Genomic DNA, 25,480 nt, shown 5'->3' on the forward strand with positions numbered 1-25,480 from the left:
TGTGCATGCCCCTCCGCCGTGTTCGGCCAGTTCGAGCGAACCGACGGAATGGACCTTCTGAACCGTGAATGCGATACCCCGGCTCCTCCGGGCCGCCGCCGTTCCCGCCCTGGCCACCGCGCTGCTGGCCGGGACCGTACCGGCAGCGGGGGCGGCTCCTGTCGCGGCCGACCCCGCCCCCGCCACCTACGGTGAGCTGGCCGTGAACGGTACCTTCGCCGCCGGCACCACCGGCTGGTGGGCCGGAACGAACGTCTCCGCAGCCGCGACCGGCGGTGCGCTCAAGGCCACCGTCGCCGCCGGGACGGCCAACCCGTGGGACGCGGTGATCGGCCAGGACGGCATCCGGCTGCGCAAGAACGCCACGTACACGCTCTCCTTCGACGCCAAGTCGTCGGTGGCGGCGAAGATACGGGCGACCGCGCAGCTCGGCGCCGCGCCCTACACGGCGCCGCTGGACAGGACGATCGACCTCGGCACCACGTCCAAGCGTTTCACCTGGACGTTCACCTCCACCGTGGACACGGCCACCGGTCAGGTCACCTTCCAGCTCGGCGGCCGGCGCGCCGCGACCGACATCGTGATCGACAACGTCTCCCTGACCACCTCCACCGCTCGCGAGGGCTTCTACACCGACCCGGCCAACACCGCGGCCAAGTGGGTGAACGGCAACCCTGGCGACCCCCGCGCCGCGAGGATCAAGTCGGCGATAGCCGACCACAATACGGTCAAATGGTTCGGCGACTGGGACGCCGACGGGAACCCGGCGACCGACATCCAGGCCGAGGTCGGCAACTACGTCGGCGCGGCCGCCGCCAAGGGCCGCCTGCCGGTCGTGGTCGCCTACAACATCCCCGGCCGCGACTGCGGCGGCGCCTCCTCGGGCGGCGCCGGGTCCCCGGAGAAGTACAAGGAGTGGATCACGAAGTTCGCCCAGGGCCTGGCGGGCCGCCCGGCGGTCGTCGTCCTGGAGCCGGACGCCGTGGCCCAGGCGGCCGACGACGCCTGCATGAAGGGCGGTGCCCCACAGCGCCTCGACATGCTCCGCCACGCCACCCGGCAACTCCAGCAGCAGGGCGGGTTCGTACAGACCTACCTGGACGCGGGCAACGCCACCTGGACGCTCGGACAGGACGGCAGCGGAGCACAGGGCATCGGCCTGAAGAGGATGGCCGGCCTGCTCGAGCGTGCCGGTGTCGCGGCGGCCCGCGGGGTCTCGATCGGTGTCTCCAACTTCGACGCCACCGCCGTCTCCGACGACTACGGAACCCGGCTGGCCGCCCAGCTGAAGGCCGACTTCGGCGTCACCGCCCGGTGGGTGGTCGACACCGCGCGCAACGGCAACGGCGCCTACGTCGTCCCCGGCTCGCCGGCCAGCGGTCACGTCGGCTTCTGCAACCCTCCCAAGCGCAAGCTCGGCGTCACCTCCCGGGCGGGCACCACGGGCGCCGAGTACCTGCTGTGGATCAAGAATCCGGGCGACTCCGACGGCGACTCCGCCCAGTGCCCGGCCGGCTCGCCCCCGGCGGGCACGTTCTCGCCGACGCTGGCGGAGGCACTGATAGACGGCCGCTGAATCTCACCGCCCTACCCGGATCCCCAGCGTCGCGTCCGGGTTGCGGCAGCGTGGGCGGCCGGTGCCGGCTATGGCCCATGATTGGCCGGTGAGCAAGGACGAGGAGCCCTGCGGGCGGGCGCGATACACGCTGACCAGGACAGAGGACGACCAGGTCTGGGGTGTCTGCGCCGAGGTGGAGGGACTGTTCGGGGAGCCCCGGCGCGGGACGTACGAACTGTTCGACTGGCTTCCGGAAGGAACCGAGGCGAGCGGCTGGGCCGGCAGCCGGGTGTGGCTGATCCCGGACGGGGAAGCTCTCGGGCCCTGGCTCCTGGAGGACGCGGAGAGTCTCGCTCGGCACCCCGGGACGGACGGTCTCGTGCTCACTGGCCTGGACGACTATGAGGGTCCGCCAGAGGGCTATCGGGGTTCTGTCCGGCTGCACGACGAGTACCGGTGGCTGGGCTCCTGCCGGGAGTTCACCCGCGTGCTGCCGCTCGAGCGGGTGGCGCCCCGCGTCCTTCCGCTCTCGGGGCGGAGCTGATCGATCTGGAGCTCGACGCGAGGTTCCTCACGCCCGTCGCGGAATACGCCCGGCCGGTCTGGGAGCGGTGGCTCGCCGGCCGCCCGGCCGCGTCCGGCGCCTGGGCGGCCCTCGACACCCGGCGACGCGGGGCCTGGCTCGGCCTCGTCCGGGAGCGGGCCTGCCGGCGCGGGCACGAGGACCGGCCGGCCGGTCACGCGTACGAGCTCGACGGCCGGCACATCACCGACGTACCGGGCCTCTACCTGGCACTCGGCGAGGCCGTCAACGGACCGGGCGGCTACTTCGGCGGCTGCCTGGACGCCCTCGCCGACTGCCTGCGCGGTGGCTTCGGGTACACCGCCCCCGCGCCTCTCCTCTGGTGGAACACGGAAGTCGCGCGCAAGCATCTGTCGCATGTCCTCGCGCCCGACGGCCGCCCGTACGACCTGTTCGCCGAGGTCCTCGATGTCCTGACCGAAGGCGGGATGCGCGTCACCCCGACATGACCCTGAATCCGCGAGCGGTCCTCGGGCCGGGTTCCGGCCGGGGTACGGAACGGGCGGGGTCAGGCGGATACGGGAAAGCGCGGGCCGGAAGCAGGCGGGCGAGCTCGGCGCGGGAGCGCCCCCGCCCGTACCGGGCAGCCTTGTGTCCACGCCATCGCCCAACTCGTCCGCGACGAGGACCCGTCGCTGCCCGTGACCTGCTGCCGCAGGAACGGCCGTACTGTGCCCGGAAGTGGCTGAGATCATGGCTGACATGCAGGAACATGAGCATCCCTTGGTCGGGTCCGTACGGAACGGGGACCTCGCGGCGCAGCGTGCGTTGCTGAGCGAGGCTGCCGACAACGGTCACGCGCAGCTCACGGCGGCTCTCGACCTGGCCGTGGAGTCCTTCGACGAGCCGCTCGTCGAAGGACTCCTCGTATGGGCCGAGCCCACCGGGTGGGATATCGACCGCATCGGTGCCGAGGACGGCCGGACTCCGCTGCTGCGCGCCGTCGACCGCGGCGCCGGCGACATCGTCTCCCGCCTCCTGCGCGCCGGCGCGGATCCACGGATCAAGGGCGCCGACGGGCGTGACGCGCTCGCCCTGGCCCGGCACTGGCACGCCACGGGCACCGAGGCCGAGCTGCGGCGCCGTACTCGTTCCGCGGAGCCGGTCCGGAGCAGGACCACCCAGGACATCGCCACGAACACGTGCCGGGAACTGTCACTCGGTGGCCTGACCGTCCGTGACTGCCACACCGCGATCCTCACGCAGCTGGAGCCGGTGTACGGAATCACCGCGCCTTTCGCCGAGTTGCTGGACCGCGCCCTGGCCGCACCGGACATCGAGCACGCGGTGTGGAGCGCGTCGAGGTCCCTGCTCCTGGAGCGCGACCCGCACGCCGTCTGGGACGAGGCCGCCGCCCTGCGGGACCGGCCCGACCCCTTGGCGCGGTACTTCGGCACGGACATGCTCTACGTCATCAATCTCCTCGACGAGTCAGAGGATTCGCCCTTCGACGGGCCGCTCGTGGACCTCTTCCTCCCCTGGCTGGAACAGGAGGAGAACCCACTCGTGACGTGGGGTCTCACCGTCGGCCTCACCAACGCCCTGGACCCGCGGGCCGAGCAGCCGCTCGTCGGGCTCACCCGGCACCCCGACCGGAGGGTCCGGCGCAGCGCGGTCGCCGGCCTGGACGCCCCGCTTCGGCGGGGCGACGCCGAGGCCCTGGCCACCGCCGTCGCGTGCACCCAGGACCCGGACGCCGGCGTCCGGGAATCGGCGTGCTGGGTCCTGAGCCAACCGCCCCTGGACTCCTCCGCCGCATCGGACGCCCTCGCCGCGTGTCTGGACGACGAGGCGGAGGCCGTCCGCGTCACGGCCGCCACCCGGCTGGTCCTGCGCGACGACCCGCGCGGCGACGAACTGATCGACGCCCTCGATGCCCTCGGTGCCGTCGGCGCCGACTCGCCCTACTACTGGCAGTTCTACGAGGCCCGGCGCCACCGCGACCGCTGCCGCGACCGCCGCCGCGAAGGCCGCCGCGAAGGTCGCTGAGCCCGTCGCCCGCAGCCCCCGACCGTGCCGGCCCATCCCCCTCTTGGCCGCACGCAGACCTTGCGCCGGCAGTCGCCTGATGATGCACCATCAGGCACTCAAGTGCGCCGGCTCCTCCCGCTTCCCTCCGACGCGCTGGTGGCGGGCGGGGACGAACGGGCTGGTGCGCCCCTAGCATCGTTTCCCATCTCATCACTTACCGGACATAGGGGTGCAATGGAGTACCAGCGCGTACAGGGACGGTTCCTGCCAGGGGCCGGTACCGGCAGGCGCCGGTTTCTCACCGTGGGCGCGGCTGCCATGGTCGTCGCGTTGGTTCCGTATCCCGCTCGTGCCCGCGCCGGACGGCCCTGGCGGGCGGAGGACATCAAGGACAACCCCTTCACCCTTGGGGTGGCGTCCGGAGACGCGCTGCCGGACTCGGTCGTCCTGTGGACCCGCCTCGCTCCCCGGCCCTACGAGCCCGGACAGGGGCTCCCGCAGACGGGCTCCGTGCCGGTCGACTGGGAGGTCGCCGAGGACGAGAAGTACAGCCGCGTCGTCGGCCGGGGTACGGTGCAGGCCGACGCCCGCGACAACTACAGCGTCCATGTCGATGCCAGGGGCCTCAGTCCCGCCCGCACCTACTGGTACCGCTTCCGCACGGGCGGCTGGACCAGCCCCACCGGCCGCACTCGCACCACCCCCGCCACGACCGCGACGGTCGCGCGGATGCGTCTGGGCCTCACTTCCTGCCAGCAGTACGACGAGGGCTACTACACCGCCCACCAGCACCTGGCCGGCGAAGACCTCGACGCGGTCTTCTTCGTCGGCGACTACATCTACGAGAACGCGATCGGTCCGCAGGCGGGCAGCCGTGTGTATACCGGCGACCGTCGGCTGCCCGAGGTCTTCGGCCACGAGTGCGTGACCTTGGACGACTACCGCCTGCGGTACGCGCTCCACAAGAGCGACCCCGACCTCCAGGCCGCCCACGCCGCTCACCCCTGGTATGTCACCTGGGACGACCACGAGGTCGAGAACAACTACGCGGGAGCCGTCTCGCAGGACGCCGTCCCGCCCGCGCAGTTCCTGCAGCGCCGTGCCGCCGCCTACCAGGCGTACTGGGAGAACATGCCCCTGCGCCCGGACCGGCGCCCGAACGGCTCCGCCCTGCCGCTCTACCGGCGGTTCCACTTCGGCCGTCTGGCCCAGTTCGACATCCTCGACACGCGGCAGTACCGGGACGACCAGGCTTACGGCGACGGTTGGCGGCAGCCCGGCCCCGAGTCCGAGAACCCGTCCCGCACCCTGCTCGGTGCCCAACAGGAAGGCTGGCTCTACGCGGGCTTCGGATCGTCCACCGCCACCTGGAACGTCATTCCGCAGCAGGTCGCCTTCTGCCGGCGTCGGCTGTCCGCTCAGGGCTCCCCTCTGTCGATGGACGCCTGGGACGGCTATCCCGCGAACCGTACTCGGCTTCTCCAGGCGGCCCGGACCGCGGGGATCACCAACCTCATGGTTCTCTCCGGCGATTCTCACATCAATCTGGCCATGGACATCAAGGACGACTTCGACAATCCGGCCTCGGCCACTCGAGGCGTCGAAATCCTCGGTACCTCCACCTCGAGCGGAGCCGACGGGCTCGAGAAGCCGGAAGACTGGGAAGCGCTGCTGCGCGTCAACCCGCACATGAAGTACTACGCCAAACGCCGAGGCCATGTCGTCATCACCCTCACACCGACCGAGGCGCGGGCCGACTTCCGCACCCTGCCCTATGTCACACGGCCGGGAGCACCCATCACCACCACCGCCAGCCTGATCTGCCCGGCCAGCCACCCCGGATTCACACCGGCATAAAGGCCCGAGGCAGTGACCACCGGGGGCAGGGCGAGGTGGAGTTGGCCCCCGTGCCCATCGGGGGGCATGCCCCAGTGATCCGGGAGCGGTCGCGCCCCTAGCGTCGGACGCATGACACACTTACGGCACCGTGAGCAGGGACCCGCTCCCGGCGGTCCCCGACCGACGCGGCGCACCGCGGCGTTGGCCCTCGTCTCGGCGGCGCTGGCGGTCGCCGCCGCCCCCGTGGCGGCCGCGGCACCGCGCCCGGCACCGTCCCCGAGACCGGCACCGTCCCGGGCGCCCGTCCCGGCCGCACTCCCCGGCTCCGACGCGGCGCGCGCCGCGCTCACCCGCGCCCTGGACACGCTCGTCTCCCGGCACGGCATCCCGGGCGTGGCCGCCGAGGTGAGCGACCCGCGCCGCGGCCGGTGGAGCGCCACCCGTGGCGTCGCCGACCTGACGAACCGTCGGCCGATGCGCGTGGAGGACCGGTTCCGGATCGGCAGCGTGAGCAAGACGTTCACCGCCACCGTCGTCGTGCAGCTCGCCGCGGAGGGCCGGATCGGGCTGGACGCCCCCGTCGAGCGCTACCTGCCGGGGCTGCTGCGCGGCGGCGGCCATGACGGCCGCACGGTCACCGTCCGGCAGCTCCTCCAGCACACCAGCGGGCTCCCCGACCACGTGGAGTCCGTCGCCGGTCTGCCCGTGGATTCCTGGCGGTACCGGCACTTCGAGCCCCGCGAACTGATCGCGACGGCGCTCGCGATGCCGCGGCCGGACAAGCCCTGGCACTACTCGACCACCAACACGCTCGTCGCCGGGCTCGTCGTCGAGAAGGTCACCGGACGCGGCGTCGAGGAGGAGGTCACCCGGCGGATCCTCCGGCCGCTCGGCCTGCGCGACACCTACTGGCCCGGCGACGGCACCCGCATCCGGGGCCCGCACTCGCGCAGCTACTTCACCGGCCCCGACGCACCGGAGGGCACGCCCCCGCAGAGCGACGGCACCGAGTGGAACATGACCTTCGGCGGCGCGGGCGGGGCGCTGGTGTCCACGCCGTCCGACCTGAACCGGTTCCTCGGCGCGCTGTTCGGCGGCGAACTGCTGCCCCCGCGCTTCGTCGCCGAGATGCGGCGCACCGTCCCCGCCGACCCCGACCGGCTCTGGCCCGGTGCCCGGTACGGGCTCGGGCTGATCGCCTCCCCGCTGGAGTGCGGCGGTTGGTGGTGGGGGCACGCGGGGTCGGTGCCTGGCGGGCACCGGGCGCTGGTCGCGGTGGGCCCCGGCGGCCGCGGCGTCGCCCTCGCCCTCACCGCCGTTCCCGCCACCGACCGCGCGGAGCAGGACTTCCGCACAGCCGTGAGCACCGCCCTGTGCAGCGCGGACCACGGCACCGGCCACCCCAAGGAGACCTCGTGAACCCCTTCGGCACCACCGTGCGCCGCGCCTCGGCCGCGGGCATCGCCCTCACCGCCTGTCTCGCCGCGGTCCCCGCCACGGCCGCGGCCGCACCGGGCCGCGACGACACCGCGGCAGTCCCCGGCACCGGGCTCGACCGCTACTACCACCAGAGCCTCGACTGGCGCAGCTGCGTCCTGGGCCCGGACGACGAGACGGGGCGCGCACTGGAGAAGGCCGGCGCGCAGTGCGCGGACGTGACCGTGCCGCTCGACTACGCCGCCCCCACGGGCCGCACCATCACCGTCGCGATATCCCGGATCAAGGCAACCGACACGCGCCACCGGATCGGCTCGATGCTGCTCAACACCGGTGGTCCCGGCGGAACCGGCATCGACTTCGCCCCGCACACCCGCGAGGCGATGAAGGAGACCGGCGCCCGCTACGACGTCATCGGCATGGACCCGCGCTTCATCGGCCGCAGCACCCCGCTCGACTGCGGCTGGCCCGTCGGCTCCGCCATCATGTCGTCCGGGACGGGCCGGGCGGGCTTCGACCGGCAGGTCGCCCTCCACAAGGATCTGGCCGCCAAGTGCCGTGCCACGAACGCCGCACTGCTCCCGCACGTCACCACCCGCAACACCGCTCGCGACATGGACGTCATCAGAGGTGCCCTGGGCGAGCGGAAGATCTCCTACCTGGGCTACTCGTACGGCACCTACCTGGGCACGGTCTACACCCAGATGTTCCCCGGACGCTACGACCGGGTGGTGCTCGACGGCGCGGTCGATCCGCGCCGCTACGGACCCCGGCTGCTGCAGGGCACCGAGGAGGAGAACGAACGGGCACTCGGCGACTGGGCCGCCTGGGCGGCGGAGCGCGACGCCACCTACGGTCTCGGTCGCACGCGTGCACAGGTGCTCGCCACCATCGACCGCGTCGTGGCGGCGTCGGCCCGCCGGACGCTGACCCTTGGCACGGCCCCCGACACCTTCCGGGTCGACGACACCCGGATACCGGTCCTGATCTTCGCCGGGATCGCGGACGACACCGACGAGGCGCGGGCGGGACTCGGTGAGCTGGTGTCCGCGATGGCCAAGGCGGCGGACGGCAGGGCGACCGAGCTGTCGTCGAAGACCGTCGAGGGACTGCGGTTGTTCCTGACCGACAAGGGCTCGCACTACGGCAGCGCGCAGATGGCGATCATCTGCGGGGACAAAGGCGCGCCGCGCGGCCCCGAGCGCTACTGGCGCGACATCGAGCGCAGCCGCGCCGCGCACCCGCTGTTCGGCCCGGTGACCAACAACATCACGCCCTGCGCCTTCTGGGACCGGCCGAGCGAGGAACCCACCCGGGTCCGGCAGGACGCCCCCGTCCTCATGGTGGGCGCGACCGGGGATCCGCGCACCGATTACGAGGGCACCGTCGCCCTGCACGGGATGCTGCCCAGCTCCAAGCTCATCACCCTCAAGGGTGCCAACCGTCACGGGATCTACGGCGAGTACGGCAACGCCTGTGTCGACGACCAGGTCAACGCCTACCTGGCCACGGGCCGGCTCCCGGCGACCGACCGGACCTGCGTGAAGCGGGCCGCCGGGTAGGGGAAACGCGGCGATTGTCCGAGGCCGACCGCAGGCATGACGGCCGGTACCGCGCTCACGCCGCCGAGGTGACGGCGGTCCTCCTGCGGGCGCGGTACGCGGCGGCCTTGATCTTGTTGCCGCAGGACTCCATGCCGCACCACTGGCGCCGTCCGGCGCGCGAGCGGTCGATGTAGACGCGGGTGCACTCGGGGTTGCCGCACTCCTTGAGCGGGGGTATGTCCGGGTTGCTCAGCAGTTCCACAGCGTGCCGGGCGACGGTGGACAGCGCTTCTCGCTGTGTGGCCGCCGTCCAGCGGCCGGAGTGGGTCAGCTGGGGTGCGGCGGGAGCCCTGCGGGCCGCGTCGTTGAGCACGGCCAGCGCCTCGTCGTCGAAGTCATCGCCGAGGCGCCGGGCCGTGATCAGCTGGTAGACGGCCTCCCGTACGGTCGTCGCCCGCACCACGTCGGCCTGCCGGGCGGGCGAGACGGAGTCGACCATGCCGGACTCCACGTACCACGCGTCCAGGCGGTCCGGTGTCGCGAACATCTCGAATCGCGCCGTGCGACGTGCCCGGAGCGTGGCCGCGAAGTCCAGCGCCGGGTTTCCGCACACAAAGACATGATCCATGTTCACGTCACCATCCTGACGGGTGACCATGACGCCCGCAAGGATCGTCAGCCGCTAAGCGGGGCCCTCCTCCGTGGCGCTCAGCCGGATCTCGCGGCCCGGGGCCCGTCAGCGCCTCATGCGTGCGGTGCTCCCGTCTCCGTCAGTTCGCCGTCGGCGACCCGCAGCCACCGGTCGACGCCGATCCGTTCGAGGAAGCGCTCGTCGTGGCTGACCACCACGAACGCGCCGCGGTAGCACTGCAGGGCGCTCTCCAGCTGGCCCGCGCCGACCAGGTCGAGGTTGTTCGTCGGCTCGTCCAGCAGCAGCAGTTGCGGGGCCGGTTCGGCGCACAGGACGCAGGCCAGGGTGGCGCGCAGGCGTTCGCCGCCGGAGAGTACGCGCACGGGCAGGTGCGCTCGGGGGCCGCGGAACAGGAAGCGCGCGAGCAGGTTCATCCGCTCCGCCTCCGGCCGGTGCGGGGCGAACACCGCGAAGTTCTCGGCCACGGTGCGGTCGGGGTCGAGCAGATCCAGGCGCTGCGAGAGGGAGGTGATCCGCCCGTCGGCACGCTTGATGTCTCCGCTGTCCAGGGCGAGTTCACCGGTGATCAGCCGAAGCAGAGTGGTCTTGCCCGCGCCGTTGGGGCCGGTGAGCGCGATGCGTTCGGGTCCGCGGATCGTCAGGTCGACGCCGTCCCCCGCGAACAGGTTTCGCTCGCCGTGGCCGACCCGCATCCGCTCGCCCAGGAAGACGGTGCGTCCGGCGGGAACGTCGGTGTCGGGCAGTTCCAGGGTGAGCCGCTGCTCGTCCCGCAGGGCGCGTCCCGCCTCGTCCAGCCGGGCCTGCGCCTCGTGGACGCGGGTGGCGTGCGTCTGGCCCGCCCGGCCGGCGGATTCCTGGGCGCCGCGCTTCATGTTCCCGGCGAAGATGCGCGGCAGGCCGGCGTTCTTGAGGTTGCGGGCGGCGTTGCTCGCGCGGCGTTCGGCCCGTTCGCGGGCCTGCTGCATCTCGCGCTTCTCCCGCTTCAGCTCCTGTTCGGCGTTGCGTACGTTCTTCTCCGCGACGTCCCGCTCGGCCCGTACGGCCTGCTCGTACTGGGTGAAGTTGCCGCCGTACAGCCGCAGTTCACCGCGGTCGAGTTCGGCGACGCGCTCCATGCGGTCCAGCAGGGCCCGGTCGTGGCTGACGACCAGCAGGCTGCCGTTCCAGTCCGCGACCACGTCGTAGAGCTTGTGGCGGGCTTCGAGGTCGAGGTTGTTGGTCGGTTCGTCCAGCAGCAGTACGTCGGGGCGTTTGAGCAGCTGCGCCGCCAGGCCGAGGCTGACGATCTGGCCGCCGCTGAGCGTGTCCAGGGTCCGGTCGAGGGCGAGATGGGCCAGCCCGAGCCGGTCGAGTTGCGCGCGGGTGCGCTCCTCGATGTCCCAGTCGTCGCCGATGACCGTGAAGTGCTCCTCACTCACGTCGCCGGACTCGACGGCGTCGATGGCACGGATCACGGCGTCGACGCCCAGGACCTCGGCCACGGTCGGTTCACCGGCCAAGGGGAGGGTCTGCGGGAGGTAGCCGATCGTGCCGAGCACGGTCACCGCCCCCGATGTGGGGCGCAGTTCACGGGCGATCAGCTTCAGCAGGGTGCTCTTGCCGGAACCGTTGGGCGCCACGAGGCCCGTACGGCCGGCGCCGACGATGAAGGACAGGTCCTCGAAGACCGGGGTGTCGTCGGGCCAGGAGAAGGACAGCTGGGAGCAGATGACAGAAGCGTCGGACATGGGGATGACCTCGTGAAGGAAAGAGGGCAGGCCACTTCCATGAGGATCCAGGGGATCCATGGGGAAAAACCACTGCGCGGAAACCGCCGCGCGAAGGGCACTGCGCCTGAGACAGGAAAAAGGGGACGACGGGATGACCACGACGGCGGCACTGCCAAGGGTGCGCCTGCCGGTGGTCGATCAGATCCGGGTATCACCCGGAGATGTCGTCGTCACCCGCCATGTCTGGACTCCTCTACGAAGGATCACTGCCGCCGTGATCTTATCAGCTCCGCGCGACCGTCCGGAAGGCCCTCCCCCACCTCCGCCGGCGCGAAGGCCCGCGGCCCGCGGCTCGCGGCCCGCGGCCCGTCCGGCGGAGGAGGGCGCAGGTCAGAGCACCAGGTCCCACGCCAGGCAGGAGAGGAGATTCCGCGCCCCTTCGGGGTCGTAGGCGCCTCGCGCCGGGCCCCCCGGCGAGGCTTGCTTCACCTCGACCATGTCCTCGTGGGCGATCCGCTCCGGCAGCGCGCCGAACCGCGCGTGGCGCATCGCCGAGCCGCTGTCCTGTGTGTCGTTGCGGTCCTGCATCGTCAGCCTCCCGGTATGGATGGAGTTGATGAGCCGTCAGAGACGGTTGGCGTCGATGACGGCGCGGGCGAACGCCTCGGGCGCCTCCTGCGGCACGTTGTGACCGATGCCCTTCAGGGTGCGGTGGTCGTACGGGCCCACGAATCTGTCCCGGTACGCGGACCCGTCGCCCGGAACCGTGAACGGGTCGCGTTCGGCGTCGAGCGTCACCGTCGGCACGCCGATGACCGGCCGGGCGGCGAGCCGCTTCTCGTACGGCTCGTAGCGCCGTTCGCCCTCGGCGAGGCTCAGCCGCCAGCGGTAGTTGTGGACGACGATGGCGGCGTAGTCCGGGTTCTCGAAGGCGGCGGCCGTGCGCTCGAAGGTGGCGTCGTCGAAGTCCCATGTCGGGGACACGGTGTCCCAGACCAGCCGCGTCAGGTCGTGCCGCTTGGCCTTGTCCTCCATGGCGATCCGGCCCCGCTCCGTGGAGAAGTAGTACTGGTACCACCAGGCGCGCTCGGTCGCCGGCGGCAGCGGCTGGAGGTTCGTCTCAAGGTTGATGACGAGATAACCCCCCACCGACACCAGGGCCTTGCAGCGCTCGGGCCACAGCGCCGCGATGACGTCGGCGGTCCGCGCTCCCCAGTCGAATCCGGCGAGGACCGCCCGCTCCAGCCCCAGCGCGTCCATCAGGGCGATGATGTCGAGGGCGATGGCCGACTGCTGCCCGTTTCTGAAGGTCCGGGGTGAGACGAAGCGCGTCGTGCCGTGGCCGCGCAGATAGGGAACGATCACTCGGTGGCCCTCCGCCGCCAGCAGAGGCGCGACATCGACGAAGCTGTGGATGTCGTAGGGCCAGCCGTGCAGGCAGATGACCGGCGCCCCGTGAGCCGGCCCCGCCTCGGCGTAGCCGATCTCCAGCAGACCGGCCCTGACCTTCTTGAGTGAGGGGAACGCGGTGCGCTCGCGGGGACCGGCCGTGGGCGCGGTGGCCGCAGCGGACCGCCGCCCTGTCGCGGGCGAGGCATGCGCCGATCCCGACGGCCCCAACGGCCCCGTCAGTGGTGCGGTGACCGCGCCGCCGGCGGCCACGCCGAGAGCCTTGCCGAACGTACGTCTTTTGATCATGTGAAGCCCTCCGCGCGTCCCGAAGTGCCGGACTGCGACTGTGGCACAGCATGCGTCACCGGTCAAACAGGTGACGCACGCCAAGTCCTCGCACATCAGGGGAGTTTGGCCATCAGGGTTGTCCGGAAAACGACGCGCCCCCGCCCTTGCGCTCCCCCACGGCAGGACGGCACTCTACCGAAGCAGAAAGAACGATCGTTCTGCCTTGGAAGACTCCCGGAACGGAGCCCGATGATGATCGACCGCCGCACTCTGATCCATAACGGAAGCGCAGCCGCCGGCGCCCTCGCCATGGCCGCCCTCGCCCCGGCGACCGCGGCCGCAGCCGCAACCGCAGCGACCACCGGCCACCCCACGGACCCGACCTCCGGAGTGACCCGGACCCTGCTCCAACGCCACCCCTCCCCCGCCAAGGGCTGGGAAACCGTCCAGACCCTGGTGGAGATCCCCAGGGGCAGGGAGTCCGGCCGGCACAGCCACCCCGGGGTGGAAGTCGGGTACATCGTCCGCGGCGACGTGCTGATGGTGTTCGACGACGGCCACGTCCTGCGGCTGCGCACCGGCGACCCCTTCTTCATCCCTTCCGGCGCCGTCCACAACGCCCGCAACGTCGGCACGGTGACCACGATGATGCTGTCCACCTACGTCGTCGACGAGACGAAACCTCTGGTCACGACGTACGAGCACGCGCCCGCGAAGTCCCGCCCCTGACCGCACGGGACCGGCCGCCCCTTCCCTACGCTGTGCCCATGACCACGGGAGCCACCGAGAGAACCCACCCCAGAGAACGCCTGCTGGACACCGCGGGGCGTCTGTTCTACGCCCAGGGCATCCAGGCCGTGGGCGTGGAGCAGTTGGTCACGGAGGCAGGGGTCACCAGGGCGACCTTCTATCGCCACTTCTCCAGCAAGGACGGCCTGGTCGTCGCCTACCTGGAGGCCCGCGGTGCGAGAGTGGAGGACGCCGTGGCGGCCATTCTCGCCGCACACCGGGGCCGTGAGGCTCTGCTTGCCATCATGGACATGATCGGCGACAACCTCTGCCGGTCGGGCTTCCGGGGCTGCGGCTTCCTCAACGCCGCCGCGGAGTACCCCGACCCCACGCATCCGGTACGCGTCCGCATCGCCGAACACCGCCGCTGGTTCCACGGCGTGCTGCGCGCCGTGGTCCGCGACGCCGGTCATCCCGATCCTGAGCGCGTGGCCCGGGCCCTGGTCGTCCTGCGGGACGGGGCCATGGTGGGCGGCTATCTCGACGACCCACGCGCCATCAGGGCGACCCTGCGCGAGGCCGCGGCAGACCTTCTGACGTCATGACCGGAACGCCACACGCCGCACCGCCGGCCGGACCAACGCTCTGCAGGGGCCGATGGCGTGTGACATGCCGCTGATGGCGTAAAGGAGTGGGTTCGGCTGTTCGGCCGGTCACGCTGGGCGCACCGGGACCGACGGCGGCCCGGCGGCCGGGGGCAGACCGGCCACGAGGACGAGGCGCCGCGCGAGGGGGCCGAGGTGATCTCCCTGCATGTGCGGCGGCTGCCGCCGGACCCGCGGACCTCGCTGCCGGATATGGCCGAGCAGGCCGGCCACGACCCGGCTGCTCTCGGCGGCCGGCACGGCGAAGCATGTGGAGAAGCAGAAGGGCGCAAGCGCATGACCCCCGCCACGACCGCCGCAGAGCAGCCGTGATGGGCACTGCGGCGGCCTGGTGCCACAGGACCGGACAGTGGCTGACCAGCCATGCCGGGTGGTGCCTGACCGTCTCCGTGGGTCTCCACGTGCTGGCCGTCAGCGTCTTCATCCCGGAGACCGTGGATCTGCGCGTGTACCGCGATGCCTCTCCGCTGGTGATTTCCGGCGGTCTGTACGACTACCGCCTGCTCGCCGACCCGCCGAATTCCTTCCTGCCGTTCACCTACCCGCCGTTCGCCGCCCTCGTGTTCCTGCCGCTGTCACGCCTCCCCTGGACAGTCGCGGTCTGCCTGTGGCAAGCGGCGTCCGTGGCAGCCCTGTTCGTCATCAGCCGCTGCGCCGGGCGCCTCATGTCCCCCGGCACCGGCCGCGGCGGAAAGTCCCACGCCATGCTCTGGACCGCTGCCGGTCTGTGGCTCGAACCCGCGCGCCACACACTGGACCAAGGCCAGGTCAACCTGCTGCTGGGCGCCCTGGTCCTGGGAGCCCTGACCGTTCTGCGCACGGCTGTCGGCCGGGGTACGGCCGTCGGACTGGCAGCCGCCGTGAAGCTGACACCAGGCATCGGCGGACTGTACTTCCTGGCGACCCGGCAATGGCGGGCGGCGGCCTGGGCCCTCACCACCGCGTGCACGGCCACGGCACTGGCCTGGCAGGCCGCCCCGCGCGAGTCGGCGCGGTACTGGTCCGCGCTCGTGACCAACACTCACCGCATGGGCCCGCTGTGGTCCGTGCGCAACCAGTCCCTGCGCGGAGCACTCAGCAGACTCCTCGGTCACGACGCCGGCCTGTCCATGATCTGGTGGACGACCCTCGCCCTGGTCACCGTTCTGGCGGCCTACGCCCTGTGGAATGCCATGAGACGCCACGACCTCCTCGGCATCCTGATCACCGCGGAGCTGTACGGGCTGCTGGTCTCCCCCATTTCATGGAGCCATCACTGGATCTGGTGCCTGCCCACCATGATCTGGCTGGCCCACAACACCAGACGCCGGAAACCACTCATCCGCGTCACGCTCGCCGCGTGGACCCTCGCCACAGCCACTCGCCTCGTACCGCTGCTGACCCGCCTGGAGGACAACCTGCCCTCCGCCCACCGGTATCCAGCACTGCTGGCGTGGCCCGCGTCGGCCTATGCCGCGTGCGCTCTCCTGTCCTTCCTCGCCATCAGCACCGATCGCGCACCGGCTGCCCATCACGAGGACGGCTACCGCACAGGACGCCCGCAAACCGCCGGCGATATCACCACGTAGGCCGGAGACACGGCTGGGGCGCACACCGACGGGTGCTACGGGCTGGGGGACGGTGCCGTGGTCACAGCCGGGTGATGGTCACGGTGGTGGGCCCGGAGGCCGAGGTGAGGCCCTGTGCGGTGGTGCAGGCGGTCTGCTGGGAGGCCAGCAGGGTCACCTCGGTCACCACGGTCGCGCCCTTGAACGCGCCGTCGGTGATCTTCCCCGTGCTGACGGTGACGATGTTGCCGTTGGGGCGTGCGGCGACGACGCTGCGGATCACGGCAGTGGACGTCCGGTCGCCACTCCGCTCCTCCTTGCCGTGTGTGTCCTTCTTGCCATGTGTGCCCTCCTTCTTCCCGCCCCAGTGGAAGGTGAGGGTGCCGCCGGCCGGGCCGAGCAGGCAGGACAGGGTGCCCGAGGAGCTGCCGCCGAAGGTGGCCGAGGTGAAGGCGGGGTCCGTCGAGACGGGGCAGCCCACGGCGGCATGGGAGGTGATGGAGACGGGCCTGGGGAGGAGGGTCAGACCGGGTGAGTAGGTGGCAGTGACGGTGCCGGCGCACTCCAGGAGCACCGCGCCCTTGTCCTGGCGGTGTCCGTGGCCGTCCGCCTGGGCGGTGGGCACCACGGGAACGAGGGCGGCGATGCCGAGCGCGGCGGCCATGGCCGCTCTACGGGTCCTGTGCAGTCGAGTGGGGTGCACAACCGGAGTCCTTCCCGTGCTGCTGCTGTTCTTCAGGTGCGGTGCACGTCCACCGCGACCGTGCTCTGCTGATCGTCCGCCACCGTGTACACGCGGCCGCCGTTGTCGATCCCGAAGGGCGACAGGTCCACCAGGGCGCGGGTCAGGTGGGCTCCTTCCACGCGGACGTGTGCGATCTCGGGACAGGCGTCCAGCACGGATGCGCCCAACTGGTAGAAGGTGTGCTGGCTGGAGCGGCTGGTGTGACCGGTGAAGGCTTCGGTGACGGCCCGGGCGGCCCGGAGCCGGCATGCCCGGTGGTCCACGTCCCGGTCGGCGTGCTGCCAGGTCAAATCCAGGCGGGCGGCGAAGACGCGGTCGGTGAAGGTCTGTGTCGTGGTGTAGGCGTCGCGGGCGAAGCCGGTGAAGGTCGCGCCGCCGGTCACGAAGAGCCCGATGTCCCGCAGACCGCCGCGCACGGTCGGTTCACCGTCGCGCGGAAGGGTGACGTGGGCGTGGTCCCGGGGACCGGCGGAGGGGCCGAAGTGCCGGGCGCCGGGCTGCGCGGGGCCGGCCGCCAGGGGGTCGAGCTCCGCGCAGGAGACGGACACGTCGGCGGCCCTGGGCGGGTGGCCCATCGCGAGGAAGCGCTCGGCCAGGGCCAACGCGAAGGTCTCGGGCTCCGCGCCGGTGTGCCGCTCGCCGATGGCCAGGACGGAGTTGGTGATCGAACTGGTCGGTATCAGACGAGTGTTGTCGCCGTCCCGGTACACCTCGGAATGGTCCATCTCCAGTTGGACGTCGACGCGGCATCTGCGGACCCTGTGCCGGGGAAGGGACCGGTCCACGAGCAGGAATTCGATTCCGGATTGTCCGTAGGCGTGAACACCGATGGCGTGGCCCATCATTCTCCGTTCCGCCGGGCGGTGGAGGCGCGAGCGCGCCCGGAAAACCTTCCCAGCCGCCGTTGAAACGGTCAACGGGCCACATGTAATTGCGACAATCATATCTACGGTGCGGACTTCCGAGCTCCGGAACCGGTCCCCGTGCGCGCCGGCAGGCGGTCTGGACACACCCATGGCCCGGTGCCAGCCTATGGGGCGTCGGCGGCGTGACCAGCGAAGGAATCAGCCATATGGCCAGTGCCTCGCTCCTGCCCGGTGCGGTCCACGTGGCAGTGGTCGGCGGAGGTCCCGTGGGCCTGTTCCTGGCGGCGGAACTGTCCTCGCGCGGCATCGACTGCGTCGTCCTGGAGCGGGACGCCGGCGTGCCGGGCGAAACGCGCGCACTGGTCCTGCATTCCCGCACCCTCGAATTCCTCGACATGCGCGGAATCGCCGGACCTTTCGTCGCCCAGGGCCATCAATACCGGCACTATCCCCTGGGCTCCGAACGGTCGAAGGCACCCTTCACCGGGCTCGACAGCCCCTTTCCCTACGCCCTCGCGCTCGCTCAGCACCGGACGCAACGCCTGCTGGAAAGGTGCGCCCTCAAGAACGGCACGCGCGTCGCACGCGGAGCGGAGGTCACCGGTCTGCGCGGGGACGACGAGGGCGTCGAACTGTCCGTACGGCACGAGGGAATCACACGCCGGGTGCGTGCCGCCTATGTCGTGGGGTGCGACGGGGCGCACAGCACCGTTCGACGGCTCGCGGGGATATCCGCGCGCCGCACGGTCCACCCCTACGACGTCCTCTCGGTCGACGCACGGATCGATGCCGGGCCCCAGCAGCCCTGGAGTCAATGGGGGCGTGACGGCATGGTGCTGCTCCTGCCGTTCGGGGACGGTCGCTGGCGCCTGGTCCTCTACCCGTACCGGCCGCTCGCAGGGCGAAGTGGGACCGGCGAACCCTCCGACATCGCCCTGACCGAAACACTCCTGCACCGCATCACCGGACGGGACCTCGCTCTGCGCGACGTGGAGTGGATCAGCCGCTACCGGTGCGAGCACCGCCACGCCGCCCGCTACCGGCGTCACCGCGTCCTGCTGGCGGGCGATGCCGCCCACGTCCACCCGCCGACCGGCGGCCAGGGCCTCAACACCGGTGTCGCCGACGCCATGAGCCTGGGATGGCGACTCGCCGCAGTGGTCGCCGACGCCCGGTACGAGGGGCTGCTCGACGCCTACGCCGCAGAGCGCCGGCGGTCCGCCCTCCGGGTCATGCGGCTCACCGGTGCCATGCTGCACTTCAACGCGACCCCCTCGCTGCCGGGCCACGTCCTGCGTACCGCGGGACTGGGGGTCGCGCGGCTGCCGCCCGTACGCAGACACCTGGCCGCCGCCCTGGCCGGTCTGCCGGCCCCGGGCGCCGGCGCCCGGGGCCGGAGCGGGGCGCGAGCCCCCGACGTACCGCTGCTCTTGACCACCGCGAGCCCCCACCGCCGGCTGTTCGAGGCCCTGCGCGCCGGTCATCACGTGCACCTCGTGCCGGCGTGCGGCACTCCCGATCCCCGGGCGGCGACGATGGCGCCGCCCCTGCTGACGGTGCGGACCGACGCCTACCGGCAGGCACACATCGTCCGCCCCGACGGACACTTCCTGTGACGTCCGGCCCCCTGCGCACCTGCCAACTGGCCCTGTTGTGCGGCGCCCTGGCCATCGCCGCCCCCACCGCGGCCGTGCCCGCCGTGTCGGGCGCGCTGGGCATGGGCCCGGCACTCACCCAGTGGTTCGCCGCCGGCTACCACCTCACCAGCGGGCCACTGCAACTCGGCGCGGGGCACTTGGCCGACCGGTACGGGGCGCGCCGCGTCCTGCTGGCCTCCCTCACCGCGTTCACCGGTGGAAGCCTGCTGGCGGCCACCGCGCCCCACGGTCCGGGCCTGCTCGCCGCCCGCCTGGTCCAGGGCGCCGGCGGCTCCGCCCTCTCACCCGTCAGCCTCTCGCTCCTGCTCGACCTGAGCCGGGCCGAGGACGAGGAACGACGTGCCGTCGGCGCCTGGGTCGCCACCGCGGCCACCGCCTCCTGTGTGGGTCCGCTGCTCGGTGGGCTGCTCACCAGCGCGCTCGGGTGGCGCGCGGTCTTCGGCGCCCTCGCCCTCCTGGCCGCCGTCACGGCAGGCTGCGCCCTCGCCCTGCTCCCCGGCCGGGCACCGCGACGCGCCGCCCCGGACCGGCGACCCGACAGTGTGGGAATCGCCCTGTGCACCATGACGGCCACGACGGCACTGATCGCCCTCACCGCTCCCGTGGCCGGTGCCACCATGCCCGCCGTGGCGGCAACCGGCGCGCTCCTCGCCGTACTCCTGCACCACGCACGGCACCGCCCCCACTTCGCCCTCGACAGCGGGCTGCTCCGGCGCCCGGAGACCCGCCGCGCCCTGTTGGTCCTGCTGGTGCTCTTCTGCGCGAACTCCCTGTTCACGTTCCTTACGTACTTTGAACTCACCCGAACGCACTCCTTGAGCCCGTTCCGGGCGGCGCTGGTCACGCTGCCGGCCGTGGCGCCCGCGGTACTCACGGGCCGCTGGGCGGCCCGCCGCACCCGGGGGCCCAGTGACGGGCCTCCGCTGATGCGCGCCGGGCTGCTGTGCGTAGCCGCCGGACTGCTCACGGGCGGCCTCGGCCGCGGCGGTCCCACGCCCCTGTGGCTCATCGGCGTCTCCTGCGCCCTGGTCGGCTGCGGTCTGGGGCTGGCCAACGGCTCCGCCATGACCACCGTCACCCGGGACCGCCCTCGCCACGCGGCCTCGCGGGCCACCGCGACGGCCACCACGTTCGCCATGCTCGGCGGCGCCACGGGCCCCGGCCTCGCCGGAGCCCTCACCACACCGGTACCTCACCTGCCCCTCCTCGTCACCGCCCCGGCGACGGCCCTGGCAGCCGTCGTCCTGTGCGTGGGCGGGCGACGATCAGTTCGCGGCTGAGGGCGGTGCCAAGAGCGTTTCGACGGTGCCGTTCAGCCGGGCTCGCTCGGCAGCGAGCACCGCCATGTGGCTGGCGAGGGAGTCGCGCGGGCCTGACCTGATCCGTGCGGGGTTTCCGGTCGCCACGGCGTCGACGAAGGCATCCATGAGCCCCGCGTCTCCGCCACCGTGGCCACCGGCAGCGGTCATCTCCCCCTGCCGCGAGGGCATGACGTCCGCTTCGCTGCGGGTCAGGAAGTCATAGACCTTGATGCTCTTGCCGTCACCGTACAACTCACCGCGGGTACCGAAGATCCGGGTCTTGCGGTCGGCGGCCTTGTTGAACGCGGTCATGGTGAAGGTAGCGGTGGCTCCGCCGGGGAACTCCATCGCGACGACCTGATGGTCGACCACGTCGTTGTCACAGGCGTACACGCACCGGCCGTACGGTCCGGTGCGCAGGGCCCGGTCGAGCGTTTGCGGCGTGAAGTCGTCGACAACGACGCTCAGTGGCCAGCGGTGTTCGCCACGGTCGAGCATGCCGCCGTAGAAGTGCGTGGCCGAGTACGGACAGCTTCGCGCGACCGGGCAGTCCACGCATCGGTCGGCCGCGTCGGTGGGCCGGTTGGCCGGGGTGAAGTGCGAGAGGCGGCCGAAGCTGGAGATGCGCTCCGGCGACTGCCCCAGGACGTACTGCAGCCAGTCCAGGTCGTGGCACGACTTGGCCATCAGCATGGATGTCGCCTGGTCGGTACGGCGCCAGTTGCCCCGGACGAAGGAGTGGGCCTGGTGCCAGAAGCCGACCGGCTCCAGGTGCTGGACGGTGATGATGTCGCCGAGCCGTCCGGAGTCGACGACGGCTTTGAGTGCTTGCGTGTAGGGGGTGTAGCGCAGTACGTGGCCCACGGCGAGCATGACGCCGGCCTGCTCGACCGCGGTCACGACCCGTCGGCAGGAGTCTTCGTCCAGTGCCATCGGCTTCTCCAGCATGATGTGGTAGCCGAGGGCGGCGAAGGCTTCGGTGGGCTCGACGTGTGCGCGGTCGAGGGTGCAGATCAGCACGGCATCGGCGATCCTGCCGCGAGCGGCGAGCTCCTTCCAGTCCTCAACCGCGTTCTCGGGCGCGATGCCGTGTTCTTCGACGAGCCGTGCGCGGCGCACGGCTCGCGGCTCGGCCACGCCGACGACGGTCGCGCGATCAGGATGCCCGAGAGCCCACCTGGCGTATCCAGTGCCTCGATCGCCGGCGCCGACGACGAGGAGAGAGACAGGCGACATGGCGCAACCCTATTTCGGTGTCGCGCGTTTGCCCACTGCCGCTCCGCCATGGTGATCGGCACCTCGCCGCCCGCGGTTCAGACGGGCGCGGTGACGCGCGACTGGGCGATGAGCCGGTCCAGCAGCGAGAGCAAGCAGCCGCGGACGTCCTCACGGGAACGGGCGTCGAGCAGGAGGACGGGGGTGTCCGGGTCTCTCAGGTGCAGGGCGGCCTTGATCTCCTCGGCGGTGTACGGCTGCTCGCCGTCGAAGCAGTTCGCGCCGACGATGAACGGCAGTCCGCGGTTCTCGAAGAAGTCGACGGCGGCGAAGCTGCGGTCCAGCCTCCGGGTGTCGACCAGGACGATCGCCCCGAGCGCCCCGTTCAGCAGGTCGTCCCACATGAACCAGAAGCGTTCCTGGCCCGGGGTGCCGAAGAGGTACAGGACCACTCCGGCGTCGGTGAGGGTGATGCGGCCGAAGTCCATCGCGACCGTGGTCGCCGTCTTGCTCTCGATGCCGTCGAGGTCGTCGACCCCGACGCCCGCGGTCGTCAGCCGCTCCTCGGTGCGCAGCGGATCGATCTCGGAGACCGCTTCGACCAGGGTCGTCTTGCCGACTCCGAAGCCCCCGGCGATGAGGATCTTGACGGGGGACGCTTCCGGTGCGGCGGTGTCATAGTCGGGCAAGGTTGTCCCTGATTTTCATGAGCAGGTGGACATTGGAGGTCTCGGAGGCGTCCAGCGGCGGCCGGTGGCGGATCAGACCGCGCTCCAGCAGCTCGCCGAGCAGGACCACCATGGGAGTCAGGCGCATCCGCATCCGGGCGGCGATCTCGGCGACCGCCCGTCCGTTCGGCGACGGGCACATGGTGAGGATCTCCTGCCACTCCGTGGGCAGGCTGCCGTGACCGGGGCCGGGGTCAGCGGCCGCTGTGATCACGGTGTCCATCGTCAGACCATGCCGGGACGCGGCCGTACGCCCGTCGGTGAGGGCGTACAGCCGCGTCCGGCGGCGCCGTCCGGGCTGGGGGTCGGCCGCCATTACGAGGTGGGCGCCTGTGAGCGTTCGGGGGTGTCCAGCCACTCGCCGAGCGCCTGCGCGGCGCGGACCGTCTCGCCGCCCAGTTCTCCGAGCCGTGCCTTGCGGGAGGCCACCACGATCAGCGTGCTGCCCGATCCGCACCCGACGATGCACAGGTACCGGTCGTCCATCTCGACGAGTTGGCGGATCACTCCGCCGCCGTCGATCTCCCGCGATATGGCCTTCATGGTGGACGCGATACCGGAGGCCGCCGCGGCCACCCGTTCGGCCTGGTCCCGTTCCAGCATGTAGGCGCTGAGCTTGATCCCGTCGTTGGAGAGGAGCACGGCTCCCTGGATCCCCGCGATCCTGCTCAGGTTGTTGTCCAGGATGCTGTAGATCGCATCGTTCTGTTTCGTCGTCATGACTGGTCCTGTCGGAGCTCGAGTTCCACTTGCCTGGTGCTGTCTTCGTAGTCCGCCCAGGCGTCGGCCACCTCTTCGGGCGTGGCGGCGTCCCGGCCCACAGGTTCGTCCGCACGCGACTCGCGGAGCCGCTGGGTCATGTGGGTCTGCGGGACGCGCTCGGGGAGAGCCGGCCGGCCGGGGACGTCCCCGGAGCCGGTCCGGGGCGGTGCCTCCGGCGCCGTGTTCCCGGCCTGCCGCACCTGCTTCTTCCGCTCCCGGCGCGGCAGTTCCGACGCGCCGGGGGCCGGGTCGCCCGCCGGATCGACGGTCCGCTGCCGCACGACGAGCTTCGGCCGCCCCTCGTCGGCGGGCTGTGCGGGCCGCGGTACGGGCGCGGGCTCCTTCGCCGGCCCGGGCACCGCGGTGCCCTCCTGGGCCGGCACGAGGTGCTCACTCGGCACGATCACGACGGCGGACGTGCCGCCGAACGCCGACCGGCGCAGCGTGACCGTCGCCCCGAGCTGGTCGGCGAGGTGGCCGACCACGAAGAGGCCGAGCCGGTGCGCGTTCCGGGCCAGCACGGAGTACGGCGGCGCCGAGTGCAGCCGGCCGTTCATCTCCTCGTACCTCTCGGCGGTCACCCGCGGGCCGCGGTCCTCGACCTCGATGCAGAGGCCGTCGCCGACCAGTTCGGACCGGATGGCGACCCTCGCCGTCGGCGGGGAGAAGCGCGTGGCGTTGTCCAGCAGCTCTGCCAGGAGGTGGCTGAGCTGGCTGATGACGCCGGCGTCCACATTCGTCTCGTCCATGGCGTGCCGGTCGACGCGCCGGAAGTCCTCGACCTCGGCGGCCGCCTCCCGCAGCAGGTCGGCGACGCGCATGGGCTCCATGTGCGGGTCGGGTATCTCGCCACCCGCCAGGATGAGCAGGTTCTCGATCTGCCTCCGCATGCCCACCGTGAGCTGATCGGACCTCATGAGGTCGGCGAGGAGTGCCTCGTCCTGGCCGTAGGTGTCCTGGATGTGCTCGGTGAGGGCGAGCTGCCGGCTGACCAGGTTCCCGGTCCGTGCGGCGATACCGGAGGCGAAGACGCTGAAGCCCTGCCGCTCGTCGGCGAGTTTCTGGTGTCCCTCGACGGATACGGAGACGACGTGGGCGAAGGCGTCGCTGATCCGTCCGACCTCGTCCTGGTCGCCCTCCGGCCGCGGCAGTGCGTCGGTGCCGACGGCCTCTCCGCGCTGGAGGCGGTTCACGACGTCCGGCAGGACCTCCTCGGCGACCGTCACCGTGCGGTCATGGAGAGAGCGCAGGCGGCGCAGGACCGAACGCGTGGTGAAGACCACGACGGTGACGACCAGCAGGAGGGCCGCACCGCTGGCAGCCACCAGCAGGACGACCTGATTCTCCAGCTGCGCCGCCCGGTCGTCGGCGTGGGCGAGCAGCTCGTGCAGCCGGCTCTCGTCGAGGGTGTTCAACTGGTCGGAAAGGGTGGCGTAGGCCGCCCGCCAGTCGCTGACGTCCGGCGGCAGCACGACGCCGGAGGAGACGTCCCGGTGCTCGGAGACGACCGCCCTCTCGATGCGGGACTTGGTCTGCCAGGCGTTCGAGGTGAGGATCCGCTGGAGGGCGTCCTGGGCGTCGAGGGGCAGATCGAAGGCGACCGTGCCGTACAAGTAGGTGCTCGCGCCGACGGCTTCGGCGAATTCACTGAACCTGGCGGGCGTCAGCTTTCCGGAGGGGCCCGACAGCGCGAGGATGGAATCCTCGCGAGCCACCACTTCCGCTGCCGAGAACAGGGTCACGAGCGATGTCGTCTCCTGCGTCAGCCTGCCGTCGTCGACGTGGTTGAAGTCTCCGAAGCAACGGATGGTTCCGCTGATCACGTCGGTGTAGTAGTCGACGGTGTCGTCCGGGCTGCCGTGGCGTGCGTCGGCGCGTTCGCGCTGGGCGCCCAGGTCGGCCAGTCGCCGCGCGACGTCACGGAGGCGGTCCTTCGCCCGGTCGGAATGGAGCTGACCGGGGTCCGACGACTTCAGGAACACGGCCACGGCCCGGTCGGTGTCGGCCCGGCGGCCGCGCAGATCGGCCCCGGACACGGGCATGCCCGACCACCACGCGGCGGTGATCGCGCGCTCGTACTGCAGTGTGGTCATCAGCTGGTGCAGGGGTACGCCGGTCTTCCGGCCGGCCACCACGTCCTTGCGCAGGTGCCGGGACTCCTGCACCGACCGGTCGGAGCTGATGAGAACCTGGACGCCCATCGCCACGGTGGGCACCACCGCGAGCCAGACGAGCAAGGTCCGCAGGCGCACGGCCCGTCGTCGGTTTCTTCGTACCGGCTCGCCCGGGTC

22 protein-coding genes and 1 pseudogene are annotated in these 25,480 nt (G+C 71.6%); 12 read left to right on the forward strand and 11 right to left on the reverse strand.

What is annotated here, in order from left to right:
• Positions 1–64 precede the first annotated feature (64 nt).
• From ABZ956_RS24310 to ABZ956_RS24335, 6 genes and pseudogenes are all read left to right on the forward strand, one after another.
• On the forward strand, positions 65–1,576 hold the full coding sequence (locus ABZ956_RS24310) for a glycoside hydrolase family 6 protein (protein WP_361897416.1): 1,512 nt from the start codon (positions 65–67) through the stop codon (positions 1,574–1,576).
• Between the two features lie 70 nt (positions 1,577–1,646).
• A pseudogene (locus tag ABZ956_RS24315) lies at positions 1,647–2,590 on the forward strand (barstar family protein).
• Positions 2,591–2,843: 253 nt separating this feature from the next.
• Positions 2,844–4,130: a HEAT repeat domain-containing protein gene (locus ABZ956_RS24320; RefSeq protein WP_361897419.1), complete on the forward strand. Its 1,287-nt coding sequence runs from the start codon at positions 2,844–2,846 to the stop codon at positions 4,128–4,130.
• A 300-nt stretch (positions 4,131–4,430) separates the two neighbouring features.
• Complete coding sequence (locus ABZ956_RS24325) at positions 4,431–5,969, forward strand: alkaline phosphatase D family protein (protein WP_361897422.1); 1,539 nt, start codon at positions 4,431–4,433, stop codon at positions 5,967–5,969.
• A gap of 111 nt (positions 5,970–6,080) precedes the next feature.
• Complete coding sequence (locus ABZ956_RS24330; RefSeq protein ID WP_361897425.1) at positions 6,081–7,370, forward strand: serine hydrolase domain-containing protein; 1,290 nt, start codon at positions 6,081–6,083, stop codon at positions 7,368–7,370.
• Positions 7,367–8,950 (forward strand): alpha/beta hydrolase, encoded by a 1,584-nt coding sequence (locus ABZ956_RS24335; protein WP_361897427.1) that lies wholly within the window; start codon positions 7,367–7,369, stop codon positions 8,948–8,950. Before ABZ956_RS24330 ends, ABZ956_RS24335 begins: the two co-directional genes overlap by 4 nt.
• Positions 8,951–9,005: 55 nt before the next feature.
• Here ABZ956_RS24335 and ABZ956_RS24340 read toward each other — a convergent pair whose 3' ends face one another.
• The 4 genes from ABZ956_RS24340 to ABZ956_RS24355 form a co-directional block, all read right to left on the reverse strand.
• The gene (locus tag ABZ956_RS24340; protein ID WP_361897430.1) at positions 9,006–9,566 is read right to left on the reverse strand and encodes a CGNR zinc finger domain-containing protein; all 561 of its coding nucleotides are present in this window, start codon (positions 9,564–9,566) and stop codon (positions 9,006–9,008) included.
• 110 nt (positions 9,567–9,676) lie between these two features.
• Positions 9,677–11,311: a ribosomal protection-like ABC-F family protein gene (gene abc-f, locus ABZ956_RS24345; protein ID WP_361897433.1), complete on the reverse strand. Its 1,635-nt coding sequence runs from the start codon at positions 11,309–11,311 to the stop codon at positions 9,677–9,679.
• Between the two features lie 372 nt (positions 11,312–11,683).
• Positions 11,684–11,881: a hypothetical protein gene (locus ABZ956_RS24350; RefSeq protein WP_361897436.1), complete on the reverse strand. Its 198-nt coding sequence runs from the start codon at positions 11,879–11,881 to the stop codon at positions 11,684–11,686.
• A 36-nt stretch (positions 11,882–11,917) separates the two neighbouring features.
• The gene (locus ABZ956_RS24355) at positions 11,918–12,991 is read right to left on the reverse strand and encodes an alpha/beta hydrolase (RefSeq protein WP_361897439.1); all 1,074 of its coding nucleotides are present in this window, start codon (positions 12,989–12,991) and stop codon (positions 11,918–11,920) included.
• Positions 12,992–13,222: 231 nt separating this feature from the next.
• Here ABZ956_RS24355 and ABZ956_RS24360 point away from each other — a divergent pair, with 231 nt between their 5' ends.
• From ABZ956_RS24360 to ABZ956_RS24375, 4 genes are all read left to right on the forward strand, one after another.
• The gene (locus ABZ956_RS24360) at positions 13,223–13,702 is read left to right on the forward strand and encodes a cupin domain-containing protein (protein ID WP_361897442.1); all 480 of its coding nucleotides are present in this window, start codon (positions 13,223–13,225) and stop codon (positions 13,700–13,702) included.
• Between the two features lie 38 nt (positions 13,703–13,740).
• Positions 13,741–14,307, forward strand: a complete 567-nt coding sequence (locus tag ABZ956_RS24365) for a TetR/AcrR family transcriptional regulator (RefSeq protein WP_361897446.1) — start codon at positions 13,741–13,743, stop codon at positions 14,305–14,307.
• A 195-nt stretch (positions 14,308–14,502) separates the two neighbouring features.
• The gene (locus ABZ956_RS24370; RefSeq protein WP_361897449.1) at positions 14,503–14,679 is read left to right on the forward strand and encodes a hypothetical protein; all 177 of its coding nucleotides are present in this window, start codon (positions 14,503–14,505) and stop codon (positions 14,677–14,679) included.
• Entirely contained in the window at positions 14,679–15,935 is a 1,257-nt protein-coding gene (locus tag ABZ956_RS24375; RefSeq protein WP_361897451.1) for a glycosyltransferase 87 family protein, read from the forward strand. The genes ABZ956_RS24370 and ABZ956_RS24375 overlap by 1 nt, the downstream gene beginning before the upstream one ends.
• Before the next feature lie 61 nt (positions 15,936–15,996).
• On the opposite strand, the gene ABZ956_RS24380 is transcribed toward ABZ956_RS24375, so the two are convergent.
• Entirely contained in the window at positions 15,997–16,617 is a 621-nt protein-coding gene (locus ABZ956_RS24380; RefSeq protein ID WP_361897454.1) for a hypothetical protein, read from the reverse strand.
• A 32-nt stretch (positions 16,618–16,649) separates the two neighbouring features.
• Positions 16,650–17,504: a hypothetical protein gene (locus ABZ956_RS24385; RefSeq protein WP_361897457.1), complete on the reverse strand. Its 855-nt coding sequence runs from the start codon at positions 17,502–17,504 to the stop codon at positions 16,650–16,652.
• 227 nt (positions 17,505–17,731) lie between these two features.
• On the opposite strand from ABZ956_RS24385, the gene ABZ956_RS24390 reads away from it, so the two are divergent.
• Together ABZ956_RS24390 and ABZ956_RS24395 are read left to right on the forward strand one after the other, a co-directional pair.
• Positions 17,732–19,141 (forward strand): FAD-dependent monooxygenase, encoded by a 1,410-nt coding sequence (locus ABZ956_RS24390; RefSeq protein ID WP_361897460.1) that lies wholly within the window; start codon positions 17,732–17,734, stop codon positions 19,139–19,141.
• Entirely contained in the window at positions 19,138–20,463 is a 1,326-nt protein-coding gene (locus tag ABZ956_RS24395; RefSeq protein WP_361897463.1) for an MFS transporter, read from the forward strand. Before ABZ956_RS24390 ends, ABZ956_RS24395 begins: the two co-directional genes overlap by 4 nt.
• Here the strand turns inward: ABZ956_RS24395 and ABZ956_RS24400 are convergent.
• The 5 genes from ABZ956_RS24400 to ABZ956_RS24420 all read right to left on the reverse strand — a co-directional run bounded on the left by ABZ956_RS24400 (position 20,449) and on the right by ABZ956_RS24420 (position 25,441).
• Positions 20,449–21,720, reverse strand: a complete 1,272-nt coding sequence (locus ABZ956_RS24400) for a Gfo/Idh/MocA family oxidoreductase (RefSeq protein ID WP_361897466.1) — start codon at positions 21,718–21,720, stop codon at positions 20,449–20,451. The two genes, ABZ956_RS24395 and ABZ956_RS24400, sit on opposite strands and share 15 nt — an antisense overlap.
• Positions 21,721–21,797: 77 nt before the next feature.
• The gene (locus ABZ956_RS24405) at positions 21,798–22,388 is read right to left on the reverse strand and encodes an ATP/GTP-binding protein (protein WP_361897469.1); all 591 of its coding nucleotides are present in this window, start codon (positions 22,386–22,388) and stop codon (positions 21,798–21,800) included.
• Positions 22,375–22,743: a DUF742 domain-containing protein gene (locus ABZ956_RS24410; protein WP_361897472.1), complete on the reverse strand. Its 369-nt coding sequence runs from the start codon at positions 22,741–22,743 to the stop codon at positions 22,375–22,377. The genes ABZ956_RS24405 and ABZ956_RS24410 overlap by 14 nt, the downstream gene beginning before the upstream one ends.
• On the reverse strand, positions 22,743–23,147 hold the full coding sequence (locus ABZ956_RS24415; RefSeq protein WP_361897475.1) for a roadblock/LC7 domain-containing protein: 405 nt from the start codon (positions 23,145–23,147) through the stop codon (positions 22,743–22,745). The genes ABZ956_RS24410 and ABZ956_RS24415 overlap by 1 nt, the downstream gene beginning before the upstream one ends.
• Positions 23,144–25,441, reverse strand: coding sequence for a nitrate- and nitrite sensing domain-containing protein (locus tag ABZ956_RS24420; RefSeq protein WP_361897477.1), 2,298 nt, complete (start codon positions 25,439–25,441; stop codon positions 23,144–23,146). The genes ABZ956_RS24415 and ABZ956_RS24420 overlap by 4 nt, the downstream gene beginning before the upstream one ends.
• Positions 25,442–25,480 lie beyond the last annotated feature (39 nt).

Origin of the sequence: Streptomyces sp. NPDC046261 (assembly GCF_040646235.1) — a bacterium.
Lineage (GTDB): Bacteria > Actinomycetota > Actinomycetes > Streptomycetales > Streptomycetaceae > Streptomyces.